Below are 19,270 nucleotides of genomic sequence, written 5' to 3'. Positions count from 1 at the left end.
CACGCCGTCGCCGGGTGAGGCGCCCCGGGCCGGGTTCGGTCCGGGGCGCCTTCGTCGTGCCCGGCGCGGGGGGTGGGCGCGGGGTGGGGACGCGGCCCGGCGCTGCGAGGTGCCGCCGCGCCCACCCGTGCCGCCCCAGCGGCACGACTGCCCGCAGCCAGGCGGGAGGGCGACTGCCCGCAGTGGCGTCAGCGGAGGACGTTGGCCACCAGGCGGGCCGCTCTCCGTGTCCTCGGGGTGGACAGGCGCCGGGCGGCGGGGCGGAGCACGGCGGAGGTGGCTCCCACCGGCTGCCAGGTGATCTGCAGGCGGCCCGGGTTGTGGCCCTCCGGGCGGAGGGTGACGCGGTGGGGGGTGACGCCGGCGCGGTAGGGGACGCGGGCCGTGAGGGGCGGGAAGGCCGGCGGCGCCAGGAGGATCCCCGTGTGGGTGCGACCCCGGTGGCGGAGGCGGAGCACGGGATGGCGGGTGCCGGCGAAGCCGTGGAGCGGGAGACGGGCCGCCGCCAGGTCCAGGCGGACGCGGCCCTCGAAGAGGCCGGGGCGGACGGGCGAGAGGCGGAAGGCGACCGTGAGACGGCGACGGCCGGGGGAGAGGTGGAGCACCGCGCGCTGGGGGCCGACCGGCAGGCGCAGGGCCGGGTCGTAGGTGCGGACGGTGAGGTCGACCGAGGCACCGGGACCGCGCGTGACCTCCGTGATCTCGTGCCGGAGCAGGGCGGTGAAGAACGGGCGGGTGTCCAGCTCCAGATCCGTCAGGTCCAGCTCGCGCCGGGCGCCGGGGGAATCCGGAACGCCCTCGCCCCAGTACACCCGGCCGCTCTCCTCGTCCGGCGTCACCCGGCGGGGGGCCACGTCGTGGCCGAGGCCGCGGGCCGCCGTGCGCACCTCGGACAGGCGCCGGTCGCGCAGCAGGCGCAGGACGACCCGTTCGGCGCGGGGCAGCCGGGCGTAGGCGCCCTCGGCGAGCGTGTCGAGGTAGGGGTTCATCAGGTCCGCGAAGGACGACAGCCACGCGTCGTCCCGGTAGGGGAGGTCACCGGCGTACATCCGGAAGTCGTGCTTGAGGAACTTGAAGTCCTTGTCCTCGCGCAGCGCCTCGTGCCCGCTCTCGGCCAGGAACGCGTCGATGAGCCGCTGCACGTGGACGCGGTCGCGGACGTTGGTGAGCTTGTGCCGCTGGTTGGAGATGGAGGCGGAGTCGGAGGCCGCGTAGGGGGCTATGTACCAGCGGTAGACCGGCTCGGGGACCACGGTGAAGGACTTGGCCAGGCAGTACGCCTGCGCCGAGAAGAGCTGGTCCTCGTAGTGGATGCCCTCGGGGAAGCGCAGGCCGTGCCGGTCGAGGAAGGCGCGGGCGTACATCTTGCTGGTCGACAGGTGCTCGAAGAACAGCCGCGGGTCGGCCTCGATGCCGTCGAGGGTGCGGCGCTCGGCGACCAGGTGCGGCATCCAGGTCGTACGGCGCCTGCCGTCGACGCGGACGCGGTGCACGGCGCCCATGGCGAAGTCCAGGTCGCGTTCGCGGTGGGCGGCGAGCAGGACCTCGACGGCACGCTCGGGGAGTTCGTCGTCGCTGTCCAGGAACATCAGGTACGGCGCCCGGGCGATCTCCAGGGCGCGGTTGCGCGGGGCGCTGCACCCGCCGCTGTTCTCGGGCAGCCGGAGGTACACGATCCGCGGGTCGTGGGCGGCCAGCTCGCGGGCGACCTCCTCGGTGGCGTCGGTCGAGTGGTCGTCGCTGATGACGACCTCGATGTTGGCGTGGGTCTGGCGCAGCGCGGAGGCGACGGCGCGGGGGAGGCGTTCGGCGTCGTTGTAGACGATGACCGTGACGGTGACGTCCGGGATGCTCATGGGCGGCAGGAGCACGCCCGTGGCGGGGCTCGTGGTGGCTGTCCTCATGACGCGCAGGCCTCCTCGGGGCTCGGAGCCGGGGTGCGGTCCTCGACCGGCAGGACCGGGGGCAGGGTCCGCTCGTCCTCGCCGAGGAAGACCCGGCGCACGACGCGTTCGGCGGCGCGGCCGTCGTCGTACTCGCAGAACCGGCGACGGAAGGCGGCCCGTGCCTTCGCCGCGCGCTCGTCGTGCCAGGCGTCGGTGGTGAGGATCTCCGTCAGTTCCGCCTGGGTGCGGGCGACCGGTCCGGGGGCCTCGGCCAGCAGGTCGAAGTAGACGCCGCGGGTGGTGCGGTACGTCTCCCAGTCGTCGGCGTGGATGACGATCGGGCGGTCGAGGTTGGCGTAGTCGAACATGATCGACGAGTAGTCGGTGACCAGCGCGTCGGCGGCCAGGCACAGCTCCTCGACGGGTTCGTAGGAGGAGACGTCGACGAGGCGGCCGGTGCGGCGCAGGCCCGCCAGCGGGGCCGAGGGGGAGGCGGCGCTGTCGTAGAAGTAGTGGGCACGCACCAGCAGAACCGTTTCTTCGCCGAGTCGGTCGGCCAGGGCGGCGAGGTCGAGGCGCGGGGTCCAGCCGGCCTCGTAGTCGCGGTGGGTGGGCGCGTAGAGGACCGCGCGGCGGCCGGGGGCGATGCCGAGGCGTTCGCGGGCCGCGCGGACCTCGGCGGGACCGGCGGTGTAGTACACGTCGTTGCGCGGATAGCCGTGGTCGAGGGAGATGTGGCGGGACGGGTAGGCCCGCTGCCACATGCGGGTGGAGTGGCTGTTGGCGGAGACGCTGTAGTCCCACTTGTCGACGCGCTCCAGCAGGGCCTGGAAGTCCAGGCCGTGGGCGGCGGCCGGATAGGGCAGCTGGTCCACGCCCATGCGCTTGAGCGGGGTGCCGTGGTGGGTCTGGAGGTGGACGGTGCCGGGGCGTTTGACCACCGCGTCCGGGAAGTTGACGTTGTTGACCAGGTACTTGGCGCGGGCCAGCACCTCCCAGTACCGGCGGGTGCCGGGCACGACGTGGTCGGTGCCGGGCGGCAGCAGGGCGGCGCCCTGCGCCGTGACCACCCACACCGGGTGGACGCCCGGGGCGAGTTCGGCGAGCTTGGCGGCGATCGCGGCCGGATTGCAGGCCACCCCGCGGTTCCAGTACGCCGAGAACACCGCGAGGTGCGGGTCGAGGGGGCGAGCCAGGGCGCCGCGGTACTGGAGGGTGCGCAGCCGCGTGCCGGCCCGCCGTCTGCCGGTGCGCACGGCGGAGCGCACCCCGCGGCGGGCGTGGTGGGCGGCCTGGAGGGCGCGGTACTTGCCGTAGGCGCCCTCCTCCAGGAGCGACCGGCGTACGCCCTCCAGACCGGCCGGGCGCCGCAGTCCCTCGGGGCGGTGGCGCCGGGCGGTCACGGACGCCCGGTGGAAGAACTCCCGCGCCACGTCGTCCGGCATCCCGGCGCGGGCGAAGGTGTGCAGGCAGTCGCGGACCATCAGGTCGTACAGGACGCCCTGGACGGCGGGCCGGTCGGCGGCCAGGCCCAGGAGCGCCTCGTAGCGGTCGACCAGCGCGTACCGCTCGGCCGGCGTGGGCGGCGGGAGGCTCTCGGGGCGCAGCCGGCGGTCCTCGTACGCCGGGTGCGGCAGGCAGGCGACACGGTCGGCGAGCAGCAGCGCGGCGTACGCGGCGAACGGCTCGTCCTCGGTGGTCAGGAGCCGTTCGTGGGCCCGCCAGAAACCGGCGCGCACGGCGCGGTTGCCGAGCAGCGGGGTCAGGCGGAGCAGCGCCGCGCGGTCGTCCAGGGCGAGATCGGCGCGGCCCGCGCGGGCGAGCCGGGGGCCGTCGGGGGAGGGCAGCCCCGAGGCCCGCCACGAGCTGCGGACGTGGTCCAGGAGCAGGACGTCCACGGTGCCGGGCAGGCCGCCGACGTGCTCGGCGACGGCGGGCGGGGCGCCGACGGGCAGCCCGTCCTTGGCGTGCACGAAGTGCAGCCACCGGCCCCGCGCCCGGGCCGCCCCCGCCGAGCGGGCCGCGGCGTCGCCCGCCCCGTCCGGCAGGGGCAGCACGGTGAAGGCGGGGGCGTGCCGCTCGGCGACCTCCCGCGCCCAGTCCCCGACGGCGGCGACGATCACCTCGACGCCGGTGAGGGGGTGGGCGTCCAGGGAGTCGAGGAGGGCGGGCAGGTGGTCCTCGACGTTGCGGCCGTGGACGACGACGCTGAGGTGGGGGCCCGGCTGAGGGGCCGTCTCGGGGACCGTCTCGGGCATCGCGGGGACTCCTTCGCCTCGGCCTTCGCTGCGTCGCTCCCGGTCACTCCTGTGGGTCGGTTTCTATTCGGTCATAGTGACATCAATCCGGCAAAAGGCTTAATCGTGGGCGCCGCGCGTACGCCTCCCGGGGGACGACGGTGCGCTCACGCGACCGCCTTCGCCCCGGCGGCGGGCTTGGGAGCCGCCTTGGGGGTCGCCTGGGCCGCCTTGGGTTTCGCCGCCCGGTCCGGACCGCCGGTGAACTTCTCGTACTCTTTCAGCACCTCCTCCGTCGGCCCGTCCATGCGCAGCTCGCCGCGTTCCAGCCACAGCACCCGGTCGCAGGTGTCGCGGATGGACTTGTTGCTGTGGCTGACCAGGAACACCGTGCCGGCGTGCTTGCGCAGCTCCCGGATGCGCTCCTCGGACCGCTTCTGGAAGGAGCGGTCACCGGTGGCCAGGGCCTCGTCGACGAGGAGGACGTCGTGGTCCTTGGCGGCGGCGATGGAGAACCGCAGCCGGGCCGCCATGCCGGAGGAGTACGTGCGCATCGGCAGGGTGATGAAGTCGCCCTTGTCGTTGATCCCCGAGAAGTCGACGATGTCCTGGTACCGCTCCTTGATCTGCGCGCGGGACATGCCCATCGCCAGCCCGCCGAGGTACACGTTGCGCTCGCCGGTGAGGTCGTTCATCAGGGCGGCGTTGACGCCGAGCAGGGAGGGCTGGCCGTCGGTGTAGATCCGGCCGTTCTCCACCGGCAGCAGGCCGGCGACCGCCTTGAGCAGCGTCGACTTGCCCGAACCGTTGGTGCCTATCAGGCCGATCGCCTCGCCGCGGTACGCCACGAAGGACACGTTCTTCACGGCGTGCACCCGGCGCACGCCGGCGGCCTTCTCGGTCTTCTTCCGGCGCAGGATGCGGTTGAGGGCGGCGGTCGCGGAGCCGCGGCCGGCACCGGTGCCGTTGACCCGGTAGACGATGTCGACGCCGTCGGCGACGACGGTGGGTACCCGCTCGGCGGGGGTGTTGTCAGCCACGACCGTACGTCTCCTCGGCCTTCCAGAAGTAGATGAAGCCGCCGATCCCGGCGACCAGGGCCCAGCCCACCGCGAGCGCCCACACATGGGGCGGCAGCTGGCCTCCCCCGAAGGTGTCGATCAGGGCGAAGCGCATCAGGTCGATGTAGACGACGGCGGGGTTGAGCTGGAGGGCGGTGCCGACCCAGGACGGCAGGCCGCTGTCCGGGCCCGTCATGTGCTCGATGCTGAACATGACGCCCGAGGCGTACATCCAGGTGCGCAGCAGGAACGGCATCAGCTGGGCCATGTCGGGGATCTTCGAGCCCACCCGGGCCATGACCATCGCGACGCCCGCGTTGAACACGAACTGCAGCACCAGCGCCGGGACCGCGAGCACCCAGGACGGGGCGGGCGGCACGCCGAAGGCCAGCAGGATCACGAGCAGGGCCGCCATCGAGAACAGCAGCTGCTGGAGCTGCTGGAGGCAGAACGACACCGGCAGCGCCGCCCGCGGGAAGTGCAGGGCGCGTACGAGGCCGAGGTTGCCGGAGATGGCGCGGGTGCCCGCCATGATCGAACTCTGCGTGAACGTCCACACGAACACGCCGGTGACCAGGAACGGGACGAAGTCCTCCACGCCCCGCTTGGTGTCCATCAGCAGGCCGAAGATGAAGTAGTACACCGCCGCGTTGAGCAGGGGCGTCATCACCTGCCAGACCTGGCCCAGCTTGGCCTGGCTGTACTGGGCGGTGAGCTTGGCGGTGGAGAAGGCGCCGATGAAGTGCCGGCGGGCCCACAGCTGGCGGACGTACTGGGACAGGGAGGGGCGGGCGCCGCTGACCGACAGTCCGTGCCGGGCGGCGAGCGCCGCGAGGTCGTGGTCGGCGGCGGGGCCGGGGTCGGTGAGGGCGGCGGCCTGGGCCGATGCCCGGGTCGGGGGTGGGGGGTCGAGGACCTGGCTCACATCCGGTGCTTTCGCTCGGGGGAGGGGGCGAGAGGGCGACGCCCGTCGTTCACCCGGGTGACCGTGGGTGTTCACTTACGTCGGGACGGCACCGTATCGTCGTAACGTGAGCGTAGGGCGTGGCGACGCCGGAACGCAACCGTTTCGTCGTGACGCCCTATGCTTGCCCCGTATGACGACCAACGCCGCCGCCGACGAGCCGACGCCGCGCCCGCGCCGCCGGGCCCCCGCGGGGGCGGCGGTGCTCCGCGAGGACGTGACGGAGGCCATCCGGACGGCGGTCTTCGAGGAACTGGCGGCGGTCGGCTACGCCCGGATGTCCATCGAGGGCATCGCGCGCCGCGCGGGCGTCGGCAAGACCGCCGTCTACCGGCGCTGGCGCTCCAAGCTGCACCTGGTGCTCGACATCGTCTCCGCCCTCGCCGTCCAGGGCCTGCCCGCGCCGGACACCGGCTCCCTGGAGGGCGATCTGCGGCTGCTGTACGAGGTGACCTCCCGCGCCCTGCGTCACCCGGTGGCTTCCCAGGTCATCCCCGACCTCCAGGCGGAGGCGGCCCGCAACCCCGACATCGCCGAGGCGCTGCGGAAGACCCTGCGCGAGGGCCAGGACGGCGTCGCCAGCAGGATCCTCGCGGCGGCGGCCGAACGCGGCGAACTGGACCCCGCCCTCGACACCGACCTGGCCCTGGACCTGATCTCGGGCCCGCTGTACTGGCGCTCGGTGGTCGTCCGCAGCCCGAAGCTGCCGAAGGGCTACCTGGGCTCGCTGGCCCGGGCCACGGCGGAGGGCCTGAAGGCGCTCTGAGCCGGGACCGACCGTCGGTGGCGCCCGGCCCGCCCGCATACGATCGGACCGTGCCGATCACCTACCAGTGGCGAGGAGACGTCGACAACGCCCTCCTCGACGCACTCCACGCCGACGGCTTCGGCCACCCCGCCGAGGAGACCGACTGGCGCACCCGGCTGGAGCGGCACAGCCTCGGCTGGGTCTGCGCCCGGGAGGACGGCTCGCTGGTCGGCTTCGTCAACGTCGCCTGGGACGGCGGGGCACACGCCTTCCTCCTGGACACGGTGGTGGCCCGGCACCGCCGCTCCCGCGGGGTGGGCGCCCGACTGGTCGCGGTCGCCGCCGAACGGGCCCGGGCGGCGGCTGCGAGTGGCTCCACGTCGACTTCGAGGACCACCTGCGCGCGTTCTACTTCGACGCCTGCGGTTTCCAGGAGACGGCGGCCGGTCTCATCGCCCTGTGACGCGCCGGGCGGGCGGCACACTGGTCCGATGATCCCAACCGATCCCAAGGCCAACCTCCTCTTCTACCTCCAGTCCGCCCGCGACGCCCTGCTCTGGAAGCTCGAAGGGCTCTCGGAGTACGACATACGGCGCCCGGCGACGCCGACCGGTACCAACCTCCTGGGGCTGGTGAAGCACGCCGCCACCGTGGAGCTGGGTTACCTCGGCGAGGTCTTCGGGCGGCCGGCGGAGGAACCGCTGCCCTGGATGGCGGAAGGCGCCGAGGCCGACGCGGACATGTGGGCCACCGCCGACGAGTCACGCGCGTACGTCGTGGAGGTGTACCGCCGGGCGTGGGCGCACGCGGACGCGACGCTCGACGCGCTGGCGCTGGACACGGTCGGCACGGTGCCCTGGTGGCCGGCGGGCGAGGACGAGGTGACGCTGCACCACGCCGTGATCCGGGTGATCGCGGACACCCAGCGGCACGCCGGTCACGCCGACATCGTCCGGGAGCTGATGGACGGTGCCGTGGGGATGCGCGAGGACAACGTCGGTGTGCCGGCGCGTGACGCGGCCTGGTGGGAGGGGTACCGGGACCGGCTCGAGCAGGCGGCGCGGGAAGCCGGGCGCCGGGAAGCCCCGGGGCAGGACCGATGAGGCGGGCGTGGACGAGCCCGGTGCTGCTGCTGATCGCCGGAGCGGGGGCCGCGACCGGGCCGTTCGTCCAGGGGCGTCCGGGGACGGGGGCCGTGCTGTCGCTGGTGTTCGTGCTGCTGGCGGGGCTGACCTCGCCGCTGGTGTTCCCCCGGTCGATCGGTGCGCTGGAGGCGCGGCGGCGCAGCGCCGTCGACGGGCGGCCGGTCGTCTTCTGGCGGCCGGGGTGTGCCTACTGCATGCGGCTGCGCATCCGGCTGGGGCGCAGGGGCCGGCGGCTGCACTGGGTCGACATCTGGCGGGACGAGGCCGGGGCGGAGCTGGTACGAGAGGCCAACGACGGCAACGAGACCGTGCCCACGCTGCTCGTGGCGGGGCGGCCGTACACCAACCCCGATCCCGCGTGGGTGCGTGAGCAGGTCTCCTCGCCCCGCTGACCCGGCGCCGCCCCGCGCCCGGCGGGGCGTCAGTCCCGGGCCGCCTCGGGGTGGAGCCGTACCCAGCCCGCCCAGGCCGACGTGATCATGTCCTCGACGTCGTACTTGGCCTTCCAGTCCAGCTCGACGGCGGCGCGGTCGGCCGAGGCGACCACGCGGGCCGGGTCGCCGGGGCGGCGGGGCGTGACCGTCGGCGGCTGGTCGTAGCCGGTGAGGGCGTTGATGCGGTCGATCATCTCGCGGACGGAGACGCCCTCGCCCCGGCCGATGTTGAGGGTGAGGGCCCGGCCCGGGGAGGACCGCAGGGCGCGGGCCGCCGCCACATGGGCCTCGGCCAGGTCGACGACGTGGATGTAGTCGCGCACGCAGGTGCCGTCCGGCGTCGCGTAGTCGTCGCCGAAGATCCGGGGGGCCGCGGACTCCGTCAGCTTCTCGAAGACCATCGGGACGAGGTTGTAGACGCCGGTGTCGGCCAGCTCCGGGCTCGCCGCGCCCGCCACGTTGAAGTAGCGCAGGGACGCCGTGGCGAGCCCCGAGGCCTTGCCGGTGGCCCGGACCAGCCACTCGCCGGCCAGCTTGGTCTCGCCGTACGGCGACATCGGCACGCAGGGCGTCTCCTCGGTCACCAGGTCGACGTCGGGCATGCCGTACACGGCGGCGGAGGAGGAGAAGACGAAGGACGGGACCTCGGCCTTCGTGACCGCCTCCAGCAGGACGCGCAGGCCCTCCACGTTCTCCCGGTAGTAGTGCAGGGGCAGGTCCACCGACTCGCCGACCTGCTTCTTGGCGGCCAGGTGCACCACGCCGGTGACCGCGTGGTCGGCCAGGGCGCGCGCGACGCGCTCGCCGTCCAGGACCGAGCCCACCACCAGGGGGACACCGTCGGGCACGCGCTCGGCGATCCCCGTGGACAGGTCGTCGTAGACCACGGCCTTCTCGCCCGCTTCGGTCATCGCCCGTACGACATGCGCCCCGATGTATCCGGCGCCGCCGGTGATCAGCCAGGTCATTGCGGCCGTCCCCTTCGTTCAGTGGTCCTTGGTAGCCATGATCCGTCATCCCCGCGCCCGCCGGGTGCCCGCACCCCTCAGGACGGGTCGGGGGCCGGATCGGTGCCGTACGCGTCCAGCGCCGCCGTGAGCCGGTCGAGGCGGGCGCGCAGGTCCTGGACCTCGGTGAGGTCCAGGCCGGTCGCCGCGGAGATCCGGCGCGGCACCTCGATCGCCCGCTCGCGCAGCGCCGCGCCCTCCCCGGTCAGCCGCACCTCCACCGACCGCTCGTCGCGCGTGCTGCGCTCACGCCGGACCAGACCGGCCGCCTCCAGCCGCTTGAGCAGCGGGGACAGCGTGCCGGAGTCGAGACGGAGGTGCTCGCCGAGCTTCTTCACCGGCAGCTCGCCGTGCTCCCACAGCACCAGCATGACCAGGTACTGCGGGTAGGTGAGCCCCAGGTCCTTGAGGACGACGCGGTAGACGCTGCCGAAGGCGCGCGACGCGGCGTTCAGGGAGAAGCAGATCTGCTGGTCCAGGCGGAGCCAGTCGGTCGCGGGCGTGGTCATGCGCTCCAGGGTAGCCGACCGGCCCTTGGTGCGCCATTTAGTTGTGGGCAACTTAGTTGCGCTCCACTCAACCGCGTGCTCTACTTGTGGCTGTCAGGCACGCAGGTCTCCTCCCGAACTCCTGAAAGGGACGGTTCTCCCATGGACGCGCTCTACACCGCCGCCGCCACCGCCACCCACGGCCGCGACGGCCGTACCGTCAGCTCCGACGGCAAGCTCGACCTCGCCCTCGGCGTCCCCGTCGAGATGGGCGGCAACGGCGCGGGCACCAACCCCGAGCAGCTGTTCGCCGCCGGGTACGCCGCCTGCTTCGGCAGCGCCCTCGGGGTGGTCGGCCGGGCGGCGAAGGTCGACGTCAGTGACGCCGCGGTGACCGCCGAGGTCGGCATCGGCAAGCAGGGCGAGGGCTTCGCGCTCGCCGTGACCCTCCGGGTCGAGCTGCCCGAGGGGCTCGACGAGGAGACCGGCCGCAAGCTGGTCGAGCAGGCCCACCAGGTCTGCCCCTACTCCAACGCCACCCGCGGCAACATCCCCGTCGACCTCGTCATCGAGTAGCCCCCCGGGGGCCGGCTCACCCGACCCGCGCCAGCACCTCACCGGTCCGTTCGCTCCAGGCCACGACCACCGCCTCCTCGGGCACCGGGTGCCAGCGGGTCAGCAGCAGCCAGCGGACGTGGTAGCGGCGGGCGACGGCGGCGCGCCCGGCGCGGGTGGAGTCCGGCGCGAGGTACGCCTCGACGTCGGCCACCCGCCGCCCGCGCTCCCGCTCGTCCAGCGACGGGTCAGGCCAGGCGGGCGCCGCGAGGTTCGGCCCGTACCCGGCGATGGCGTGCCCGGCGTAGTACCCGTCGGTGATCACCACCTCGCCGGGCCCGATGTGCCGGGCCGCCCACGCGTACGTCGGCCAGTTCGGCGGCTGCTCGAAGCCCACCGGGTCCAGCGCGCGCGGCACCACCGCTCCCGCGTGGACCGTGAGGAACCCGAGCAGGGCGCCGGCCGTCGCGGTCCGGCCCAGCGCCGCCCGCCACCGCCCCCACGGCCGGGGTGCCGCCAGCTCCACCGCCAGGGCGAACTGCGGCGGCACCAGCGTGAGCCCGAGGATCCGCCCGTAGGTGTAGTGGCCGCTGAACCAGCCGTACGCCACCACCGCGCAGTCCAGCGCGAACATCAGCACCAGCGGGTCCCGCCGCGAGCGGCGTCCGCGCGCCCACAGGGCCGGCAGGCCGAGCAGGGCCAGCCAGAACTCCCCGGGCAGGCGGAGGTACAGCACCCGGTGCATGGCGTCCACGCTGCCGTCGCCCGCCAGCGCGAACACGTCGAAGTACGGCCAGGCCGCGGCCGCCCCCACCGCCACGGCGCCCGTCAGCGCCCACCGCCCCACCACCGGCCCGCGCCACCCGCGCTGCCATCCGGCCACCAGCGCCACCGTGCCGAGCACCGCGGCCACCGAGGTGATCGGGTGGACGAGGAGGATCAGGCCGTACAGGGCGCCGAGCCCCGCGTAACCCGGCAGGCCGCGCAGTCCGCTCGGCCCCACGTACCGCACCCGGCGCCGGTCCCGCGCCCGTGCGCCGGTCAGGGCCCAGGCCCAGAAGGTGAGCCCGATCGCGAACGTCGACGGGTAGCCGAGGTTGCCCGTCATCGACATCAGCCCGAGATAGCCGCTCCACCAGGCCCGCTCGGTCCCCCACAGCAGCGTCATCGCGCCCAGCGCGAGGACCGGCGCCCAGGGCCGCGGGGTCAGCACCCGCACGAAGCGGCCGAGGCCGGTCAGCAGCACCAGCAGGTTCAGCGGCCCGGCGAGCCGCACCACCTCCCAGCCGCCCAGCCCCGTCAGCCGGGCGAACGCGCCCTGCGCCACCGCGTAGGGCGAGTAGTACGCGCTGCCCGCGCCCGGCAGGTCGGCCATCGGATGCCGGGGGTGGAGGAGACTTTCCTTCAGGCGCTCGACCACGGCGGCGTGCTGGCCGGCGTCGCAGCACAGCGGCACCGCCCAGTACGCCAGCGTCATCACGAGGAAGAAGAGGAAACCGGCGGCCTGGTACGGGGTGGGACGCCAGGCGCGTCCGCCGCGCAGCGCCGTCGCGCCGCGCACCGGCCGCCGGACGAGGACGTCGGCGCTCACGACACAGCGGAAGTGTGGGGCATTCGGGACATTTGGCGTATGTTCCCGGCGGGGTCGCCCCCGTCAATCCCCCACCGGCCCAAGTCACCCGGCTAGCGGACGCTCAGCCGACCGCGCCCGCCCGGTCCGGCTGGCCCTGCGCCGGCAGCGGCACCCGGGCGCCCCGCACCACCGGCTCCAGCAGCAGCGGCACCCCCACCACCGGCAGCAGCCACGCCAGCACGATCAGCCGCTCGCCCCAGATGTTGATGTCCGGGTGCCCGGCCTGGGTGAGGATCCCGGTGAACGCCGCCGCGACCAGGAAGCCGCCGACCGCGCCCCCGCGGCGCAGGGCGCCCCACGCCCCGGCGGCCAGCGCCGCCACGAACAGCGGCTGCCATGCCTGCCTGCGCAGCCACTCCGCCCAGAAGTTGCCCTGCAACTGCCAGAACTCCGGCCACGGACGCGCGCGGTCGGGGCGGGCGAAGTGGCCGGTGAGCAGATCCTGGAGGCTTTCCGCCTCGGACGGATAGTGCAGCAGCCGCGCCAGCAGCAGGGTCGCGGCCACGCCGGCCAGGCCCACGGCCGCGAGCGGCAGCACCTCCCGGGGCGCCGGGCCGCCCGGCCGTCGCCGGAGCCGCCGGTGGCGACGCAGGGCGATCACCCCGCCCGCCGCCGCCAGGCACAGGCCCAGGAACAGCGCCTGGGAGTGCTTCACCGTGAACAGGGCCAGCAGCGACCCGGCGACCAGGGCGAGGCCGGTCCGCCGTCGGCCCGCCCGCAGCACCAGCGCACAGCCCCACACCGCCGCCAGGGTCAGCGCCATCAGCAGGCCCTCGGTCATCGGGCGCATCGCGGTCGTCCCGCACGGCAGCACGTAGTACAGGGCCTGCCCGGCCAGCGCGAGCGGCACCGGCACCGACAGGGACCGCAGGATGAGGAAGACCAGGACGCCGCCCGCGCCCGCGATCACGACCCCCGCCGCCCACAGGCCCCACGTCGTCCCGAAGGCCAGGACGAACGGCACCAGGAACGCGGGATAGCCCGGCCGCGCCTCGAAGATCGCCATGAAGCGCTCCGACATGTACGGCACCGTGTGCCCGCCGGTCTGCCCGGCCGCCAGCCGCGGCTCCACCACTGCCCACTCCTGCGCGCGGCACTCGGCCAGCACCTCGGCAGAGGGGTCGGGGCGGTGGAAGCGGACCACGTGCACGCTCTGGTCCCGGCGGGCCCGCTCCGCCCGGCTCGCGCACACGTAGTCGATGGTGGCCGCGGCCGCCCCGCGCTTGCTCTCCCCGGTCAGGCTCAGGGCGTACGACAGGTAGTTCCTGGTGTCGGGCGTGTCCCGGCCGGTGACGTTCGCCAGCTGGAGCGTGGCGAACACGGCGGTCAGGAGCAGCACCCCGACGACGCCGCCCGGGCCGCCCACCCGGCTACGGGGTCTCATGTGGAGGGCAGCAGGTCGCGTCCTGACGGGACGGCGCGGGCGCCGGGCACGCCGGAGGGTTCCGGCGCGGGCATCGGCTCGCCGAGGAGCAGCGTCCGCACCACCCGCTCGGCGGCCCTCCCGTCCTCGTACTCGCAGTACCGGGCCCGGAAGGACGCCCGCAGCCGCGCCGCCTCCTCGTCCCGCCACGCCCCGGACGCCAGCAGCCACGCCAGCTCCCGGTAGGAGCGCGAGACGTGCCCGGGCGCCTCCTCGGTGATGTCGAAGTACGTGCCGCGGGTCGCCGTGTACGGGCCCCAGTCGTCGGCATGGATCACGATCGGCCGGTCCAGGAGGGCGTAGTCGAACATCAGGGCGGAGTAGTCGGTGATCAGCAGGTCGGAGGCGAGCATCAGGTCCTCCACGTGCGGTTCGTCCGTCGCGTCGATCACCACGCCCCGCCGGTGCAGCTCCGCCAGGCCCAGGCCGCGCGCCGGGCCGGTGGCGAGGGACGGGTGCAGGCGCACCACCAGGGTGTGGTCCTCGCCGAGGTCGGCGGCGAGCCGGGCCACGTCGACACGTTCGACGAGCCCGCCGCGCCGGTACTCGCGCCGGGTCGGCGCGTACAGCACGACGGTGTGGCCCTCGGGGACGCCGAGCCGCTCGCGGACCCGGCGGCCCTCCTCGGCACCGGCGTTGACCAGGACGTCGTTGCGCGGGCTGCCGGTCCGCGCGGACGTGAAGTGGCAGGGGTAGGCCCGCTCCCAGATCCGCTCCGCGTACCGGCTCGCGACCAGGCTGTGGTCCCAGCGGTCGGCCCGGCGCAGCATCTGCGGCACGTCCAGACCGTGCCGGGCGCCGGGCCTGCCCAGCAGGTCGACGCCCATGTACTTGAGCGGGGTGCCCTGGTGGGTGTGGATGTGGACGCTGCCGTCCCGCTTGGTCACCGTGCCGGGCCAGTTGACGTTGTTGACGAGGAACGCCGCCCGCTCGGTCACCCGGCGGTAGGCGGCACTGCCCAGGATCACGTGCTCGGTGCCCGGCGGCAGCAGGGCGGGGTCCGCCGCGCACTCCTCGTCCCGCACCACCCACACCCCGCGCAGGTGCGGCGCCAGTTCGCGGGCCGCGCGGTGGATCGCGGCGGGGTCGCCTTGCACGCCCCGGTGGGAGAACGCCGAGTACACGACGAGGTCCGGGTCGAGGGACCGGCGGGGGAGCAGGGCGGCCGCGGCCCGGCGGGCCCGCCCGGCGGCCGTGCCGCGCACCTGCCGGGTCCTGCGCTCCAGCTCCCGCGCCGCCCGCCCGGACTGCCGGCGCAGCCGGTAGGCGGCGTACGGCCCCTCCAGCACCCGGAGTTCGGCCGGGGTCGCCGTGTCCTTCGGCCGGTACGCGCGGAACATCTCGGCGGTGCGGTGGAAGAACTCGGCCCGGTCGGACGGCGGCAGCCGGTCCGGCTTGGACAGGATGTCCAGGCAGTGCTCGCCCATCTTGGCGTGCAGGAACGGCCGCCACCGGGCCGCCAGTTCCGGGCGGGCGTCGAGGAAGGCGAAGACCCGCTCGTACTGCGCGTGGACGTCGAAGTGCTTGCGGCTGGTGGTGGACAGGATGTTGCCCTGGCGGCGCTGGCGGTAGTTCAGGCAGATCCGGTCCAGTGCGGCGATCCGCTCCGCGCTGAACATGACCGGGAAGGTCCAGGGCGTGTCCTCGTAGTAGCCGGGCGGGAAGGTGAAGCCCTCCCGTTCGACGAAGTCGCGCCGGTAGACCTTGTTCCACACCACCATCAGCAGATCGAGGATCTCGGGGTGCCCGGCCGCCGTGAACGTGCCGTCGCCCGCCTCCGCGAGCACCCGGGCCAGGACGTTGCGCCGGGTGCCGCCCCACCAGTAGGTGCGCGCGTAGTCGAAGACCAGCACGTCCGGATCGCCGGTCTCCGCGAGCCGGTCGGCCATGGCGCGCAGCGCGCCCGGGGTGAGGGTGTCGTCGCTGTCGAGGAAGAAGAGGTAGTCGCCGCTGGCGTGCGGCAGCCCGGCGTTGCGGGCCCGGCCGAGACCGACGTTCTCCTCCAGGTGCAGCACGCGCACCCGCTCGTCGCGGGCCGCGTACTCGTCCAGGATCGCCCCCGAACCGTCCGGCGAGCAGTCGTCGACGGCGATCACCTCGATGTCCCGGAAGGACTGGTCCAGGACCGAGTCGAGGCACTCGCGCAGGAAGCCCTGCACCTTGAAGCACGGGAGGATGACGCTGAAGCGGGGCACGGCGGGGTCAGCTCCTTACGAGGGTGGCGGCGGCGGGGGCCGGGACGCGCTCCGCGAGCGGGATCACCGGCGGCAGCGCCTCGGGCGGCTCGCCGAGCAGCACCCGGCGCACGACGCGCTCGGCGGCGCGGCCGTCGTCGAACTCGCAGAACCGCTCCCGGAAGGCCGCCCGCAGCGCCGTCGACTGCGGGCCCGCGTAGGTGCCGTCGGCGAAGACGCGGGCCAGTTCCTCCGGTGTGCGCGCCACCGGTCCGGGCGGAGCCGCCATGAGGTCGAAGTAGACGCCGCGGGTCTCCCGGTAGACGTCCCAGTCCTCGGCGTACACGACGATCGGGCGGTCCAGGTTGGCGTAGTCGAACATGATGGACGAGTAGTCGGTGACCAGCGCGTCCGCGGCCAGGCAGACGTCCTCGGAGGAGCGGTGCGCGGTCACGTCGACGACCCGGCCGGTGCGTTCCCGGCTCCCGCCCCGGTCGTAGAAGTAGTGGGCGCGCAGCAGCACCACGACGTCCTCGCCGGCCGCCTCGCAGAACGCCTCCAGGTCCAGGCCGCCCGCGCCGAAGCCGGACTCCCAGTCCCGGTGCGTGGGCGCGTACAGGACCGCCGTCTTCCCCTCCGGGACGCCCAGTTCGCGGCGGACGCGGGCCACATCCTCGGCGGTCGCCGTGCAGTAGACGTCGTTGCGCGGATAGCCGTACTCCAGGTGCTCGTAGGAGCCGGGGAAGGCGCGCTCCCACATCTGGGTGGAGTGCCGGTTGGCGGACAGGTTGAAGTCCCAGCGGTCCACGCGGCCGAGCAGCTTGGTGAAGCTGCCGGTGGCCGCCGCCACCACCGGGTACGTCGACTGGTCCACGCCCATCGTCTTCAGGGGCGTGCCGTGCTGCGTCTGCAGGTGCACGCTGCCGGGGCGCTTGACGACGCCCTCGGCGAAGTTGGCGTTGTTCACCAGGTACGTGGCGCGGGCCAGCACCTCCCAGTACCGGTGGCTGCCGATGACGGCGTGGTCGACGCCCTCCGGCACCGTGTGCGCCTGGTCCGGCTCGACCAGGAACACCGACCTGAGGTGCGGGGCCAGTTCGCGGGCCGCGCGGTGGATCGCGGCCGGGTTGCAGGCGTAGCCGCGGCCCCAGTAGGCGCAGTACGCGACGAGGTTCGGGTCCAGCGGGCGGCGCAGGTGGCGGCGGTAGCGCAGGCGGGTGCGCAGCCCCCGCGGCCACGGCAGGCGGCGCAGCAGGCCGGTCGCCGCCCGGTTGGCGGCGCGCAGCGCGCGGAAGCCGGTGTACGACCCCGACGCCAGCAGCCGGTGCTGCACGCCGAGCCGTCCGCCCGGTGGCCTGAAGCCCGCGGGGCGGTGGCGCCGGTACAGGCGACTCGCCCGGCGGTAGAAGGCGCGGCGCGCCCGCCGGGGCAGACGCCGGGGGTGGGTGGCCGTCTTCAGGACCACCGCGAAGAGCTGCTCGAACAGCGGTCCGCGCCGCTCGGGCGGCAGGCCCAGCCCGGCGGCGTGGGTGAGCGCCAGTTCGGCCTGGTCGAGCAGGTCCGCGTGGTGCTCGCCGGGCAGGTTCAGCCGGTTGCCCTGGCGCCGCACCCGGTGCCGTACGACCACCTCGCGCAGCACCGCCACGCGCTCGGCGCGCGCCGCGACCCGGGCGCCGAAGCCGAGGTCCGTGTAGTGACCGGCGGGGAAGTCCAGCCGGCGCTCGGTGAGGAAGGCGCGGCGGTGGACCGCGCTCCACGCGGGCAGGTGCACGCCGGTCAGCCGCGGGGCGCGGTCGGGGGCGAAGGCACCGTCGGGGGCCTTCGCCAGCAGCGGGGCGGCCGGGTTGGTGGTCTCGCCCTCCCACCAGGGCACGCGCTCGTACTCGAAGTACAGGACGTCGACGCCGCCGGTGTCCGCCAGCCGCGCGTCGAGGGCCGCCAGCGCCCCCGGCACCAGGGTGTCGTCGCCGTCGAGGAACAGCAGGTACGCACCGGTCGCCGCCCGCATCCCGGTGTTGCGCGCCCCGGCCAGACCGGCCGACGGCGGCGAGTGCACGGGCGTCACCCGGGAGTCCCGCCGGGCGTGCTCCCCGGCGACGTCCGCCGCGGGGCTGTCCGGGCCGTCGCAGACCGGGATCAGCTCGAAGTCGCCGAAGGACTGGCCGAGGACCGAGTCCAGTGCCTGGGAGAGCCGCCCCGCGACCCCATGGGACGGGACGATGATGCTGAAGCGGGGCATACTGCTCTTTCTCTCGTGGTCCTGGTCCGACTCGTCCTGGTACCAGGGGGGAACTCCCAGCGGGTAAACGGTGATCAGAGGCTGTCGGTGACGGTGCGGGGCCCCGCGGGTTGCGGCACCGTGGCCAGCGGGGTGCGGGCGAGGACGGCCGCGGCCGAGGGAGCGGGGCGGCGTTCGGCGAGCGGGACGACCGGCGGCAGGTCCGTCTCGCCCAGGACGACCCGGCGCACCACGCGTTCGGCGGCGCGGCCGTCGTCGTAGGGGCAGAACCGCTCGCGGAAGGCGGCCCGCAGCCGCGCCGACCGGGCGCCGTGCCACTCGCCGCTCGCGAACAGGCCGATCAGCTCGTCCTCGTCCCGCGCGATCGCGCCCGGCGGGAAGGAGCGCAGGTCGACATAGGTGCCGCGGGCCGCCTCGTACGCCTCCGGCTCGTGGGCGTGGATCACGATCGGGCGGTCCAGGCCCGCGTAGTCGAACATCAGGGACGAGTAGTCGGTGACCAGGGCGTCCGAGGCCAGGCACAGCGACTCCACGTGCGGGTGGCCGCTGACGTCCAGCACCCGGCCGGCGGAGGCGGCGAGCGGGCCGCCGTGCCGGGGGTGGGCGCGGGCCAGCACCATGAAGCGCGGGCCGAGGCGGCGCACGACGCGCTCCAGGTCCAGGGCGGCGCGCTGGGTGCGCCGGTAGTCGCGGTGGGTGGGCGCGTACAGGACCGCGACCGTGCCCTCGGGGATGCCGAGGGTCTCGCGCAGCCGGGCCACGTCCGCCGCCGTCGCCCGCTGGAGGACGTCGGTGCGCGGCTGGCCGCACTCCAGGGTGGTCCAGTCGCCGGGGTGGACGCGTTCCCAGGTCAGGGTGGAGTGGCGGTTGGCGGAGACCACGTAGTCCCAGGAGCCGGCCTCGCGCAGCAGCCGGGCGAAGTCGGTGCCGTGGGCGGCGGCCGGGCGCTCCTGGAGATCCAGACCCATGTGCTTGAGGGGAGTCCCGGACCGGGTCTGGACCAGGACCTGCCCCCGGCGCCTGACCAGGCCCGCGTCGAAGGCCGCGTCGCACACCAGGTAGCGGGAGCGGGCCAGGGCGGTCCAGTGGGCGGCCGTGCCCGGGGTCAGGCGGCGGGTGCCGGGCGGGACGGTGTGGTGGTGCGCGGGGGCGGCGGCCCACGCGGTGCGCAGGTGCGGCGCGAGGCGGCGGAACGCCTCCTCCAGCGCGCCCGGGTCGCGGCCGTACCCCCGGTGCCCCTCGACGGCGAAGACGGCGCGGTCGGCGCGCAGCGGCA

General features: G+C 74.4%; 15 protein-coding genes and 1 pseudogene. 5 read left to right on the top strand and 11 right to left on the bottom strand.

Translation table 11 applies throughout. The features are described 5' to 3' along the window. Positions 1–188: 188 nt before the first annotated feature. The 4 genes from BZZ08_RS28405 to BZZ08_RS28390 form a co-directional block, all read right to left on the bottom strand. On the bottom strand, positions 189–1,904 hold the full coding sequence (locus BZZ08_RS28405; RefSeq protein WP_104635071.1) for a glycosyltransferase family 2 protein: 1,716 nt from the start codon (positions 1,902–1,904) through the stop codon (positions 189–191). Next, on the bottom strand, positions 1,901–4,144 hold the full coding sequence (locus tag BZZ08_RS28400) for a CDP-glycerol glycerophosphotransferase family protein (RefSeq protein WP_104635070.1): 2,244 nt from the start codon (positions 4,142–4,144) through the stop codon (positions 1,901–1,903). The genes BZZ08_RS28405 and BZZ08_RS28400 overlap by 4 nt, the downstream gene beginning before the upstream one ends. 146 nt (positions 4,145–4,290) lie before the next feature. Further along, on the bottom strand, positions 4,291–5,163 hold the full coding sequence (locus BZZ08_RS28395) for an ABC transporter ATP-binding protein (RefSeq protein WP_104635069.1): 873 nt from the start codon (positions 5,161–5,163) through the stop codon (positions 4,291–4,293). Beyond that, positions 5,156–6,109, bottom strand: coding sequence for an ABC transporter permease (locus BZZ08_RS28390; protein WP_104635068.1), 954 nt, complete (start codon positions 6,107–6,109; stop codon positions 5,156–5,158). Before BZZ08_RS28390 ends, BZZ08_RS28395 begins: the two co-directional genes overlap by 8 nt. A 172-nt stretch (positions 6,110–6,281) precedes the next feature. On the opposite strand from BZZ08_RS28390, the gene BZZ08_RS28385 reads away from it, so the two are divergent. The 4 genes and pseudogenes from BZZ08_RS28385 (at position 6,282) to BZZ08_RS28370 (ending at position 8,433) form a co-directional block, all read left to right on the top strand. Then, positions 6,282–6,914: a TetR/AcrR family transcriptional regulator gene (locus BZZ08_RS28385; protein ID WP_104635067.1), complete on the top strand. Its 633-nt coding sequence runs from the start codon at positions 6,282–6,284 to the stop codon at positions 6,912–6,914. Between the two features lie 50 nt (positions 6,915–6,964). Continuing rightward, positions 6,965–7,359: pseudogene (locus BZZ08_RS28380) on the top strand (GNAT family N-acetyltransferase). Positions 7,360–7,387: 28 nt separating this feature from the next. Continuing rightward, on the top strand, positions 7,388–7,999 hold the full coding sequence (locus BZZ08_RS28375; protein WP_104635066.1) for a DinB family protein: 612 nt from the start codon (positions 7,388–7,390) through the stop codon (positions 7,997–7,999). Then, positions 7,996–8,433: a glutaredoxin domain-containing protein gene (locus BZZ08_RS28370; RefSeq protein WP_104635065.1), complete on the top strand. Its 438-nt coding sequence runs from the start codon at positions 7,996–7,998 to the stop codon at positions 8,431–8,433. Before BZZ08_RS28375 ends, BZZ08_RS28370 begins: the two co-directional genes overlap by 4 nt. Before the next feature lie 29 nt (positions 8,434–8,462). On the opposite strand, the gene galE is transcribed toward BZZ08_RS28370, so the two are convergent. Together galE and BZZ08_RS28360 are read right to left on the bottom strand one after the other, a co-directional pair. Further along, complete coding sequence (galE, locus tag BZZ08_RS28365; RefSeq protein WP_104635064.1) at positions 8,463–9,443, bottom strand: UDP-glucose 4-epimerase GalE; 981 nt, start codon at positions 9,441–9,443, stop codon at positions 8,463–8,465. Between the two features lie 77 nt (positions 9,444–9,520). Continuing rightward, positions 9,521–9,991, bottom strand: coding sequence for a MarR family winged helix-turn-helix transcriptional regulator (locus BZZ08_RS28360; protein WP_104635063.1), 471 nt, complete (start codon positions 9,989–9,991; stop codon positions 9,521–9,523). Between the two features lie 141 nt (positions 9,992–10,132). Here BZZ08_RS28360 and BZZ08_RS28355 point away from each other — a divergent pair, with 141 nt between their 5' ends. Continuing rightward, positions 10,133–10,546: an organic hydroperoxide resistance protein gene (locus BZZ08_RS28355; protein WP_104635062.1), complete on the top strand. Its 414-nt coding sequence runs from the start codon at positions 10,133–10,135 to the stop codon at positions 10,544–10,546. A 16-nt stretch (positions 10,547–10,562) separates the two neighbouring features. Here the strand turns inward: BZZ08_RS28355 and BZZ08_RS28350 are convergent, their stop codons facing one another. The 5 genes from BZZ08_RS28350 to BZZ08_RS28330 form a co-directional block, all read right to left on the bottom strand. Further along, positions 10,563–12,116: a hypothetical protein gene (locus BZZ08_RS28350; protein ID WP_104635061.1), complete on the bottom strand. Its 1,554-nt coding sequence runs from the start codon at positions 12,114–12,116 to the stop codon at positions 10,563–10,565. Positions 12,117–12,219: 103 nt separating this feature from the next. Further along, complete coding sequence (locus BZZ08_RS28345; protein WP_104635060.1) at positions 12,220–13,542, bottom strand: hypothetical protein; 1,323 nt, start codon at positions 13,540–13,542, stop codon at positions 12,220–12,222. Continuing rightward, on the bottom strand, positions 13,539–15,776 hold the full coding sequence (locus BZZ08_RS28340) for a bifunctional glycosyltransferase/CDP-glycerol:glycerophosphate glycerophosphotransferase (RefSeq protein ID WP_104635059.1): 2,238 nt from the start codon (positions 15,774–15,776) through the stop codon (positions 13,539–13,541). The genes BZZ08_RS28345 and BZZ08_RS28340 overlap by 4 nt, the downstream gene beginning before the upstream one ends. Positions 15,777–15,783: 7 nt before the next feature. Continuing rightward, entirely contained in the window at positions 15,784–17,994 is a 2,211-nt protein-coding gene (locus BZZ08_RS28335; RefSeq protein WP_104635058.1) for a bifunctional glycosyltransferase/CDP-glycerol:glycerophosphate glycerophosphotransferase, read from the bottom strand. 74 nt (positions 17,995–18,068) lie between these two features. Further along, the coding region (locus BZZ08_RS28330) for a CDP-glycerol glycerophosphotransferase family protein (protein WP_133169231.1) at positions 18,069–19,270 on the bottom strand (1,202 nt) is incomplete at its 5' end.

The organism is Streptomyces sp. MH60 (genome assembly GCF_002939385.1).
GTDB lineage: Bacteria > Actinomycetota > Actinomycetes > Streptomycetales > Streptomycetaceae > Streptomyces.
Note: the sequence above shows the minus strand (reverse complement) of the source record. Positions and strands in the feature narration are given on the sequence as shown.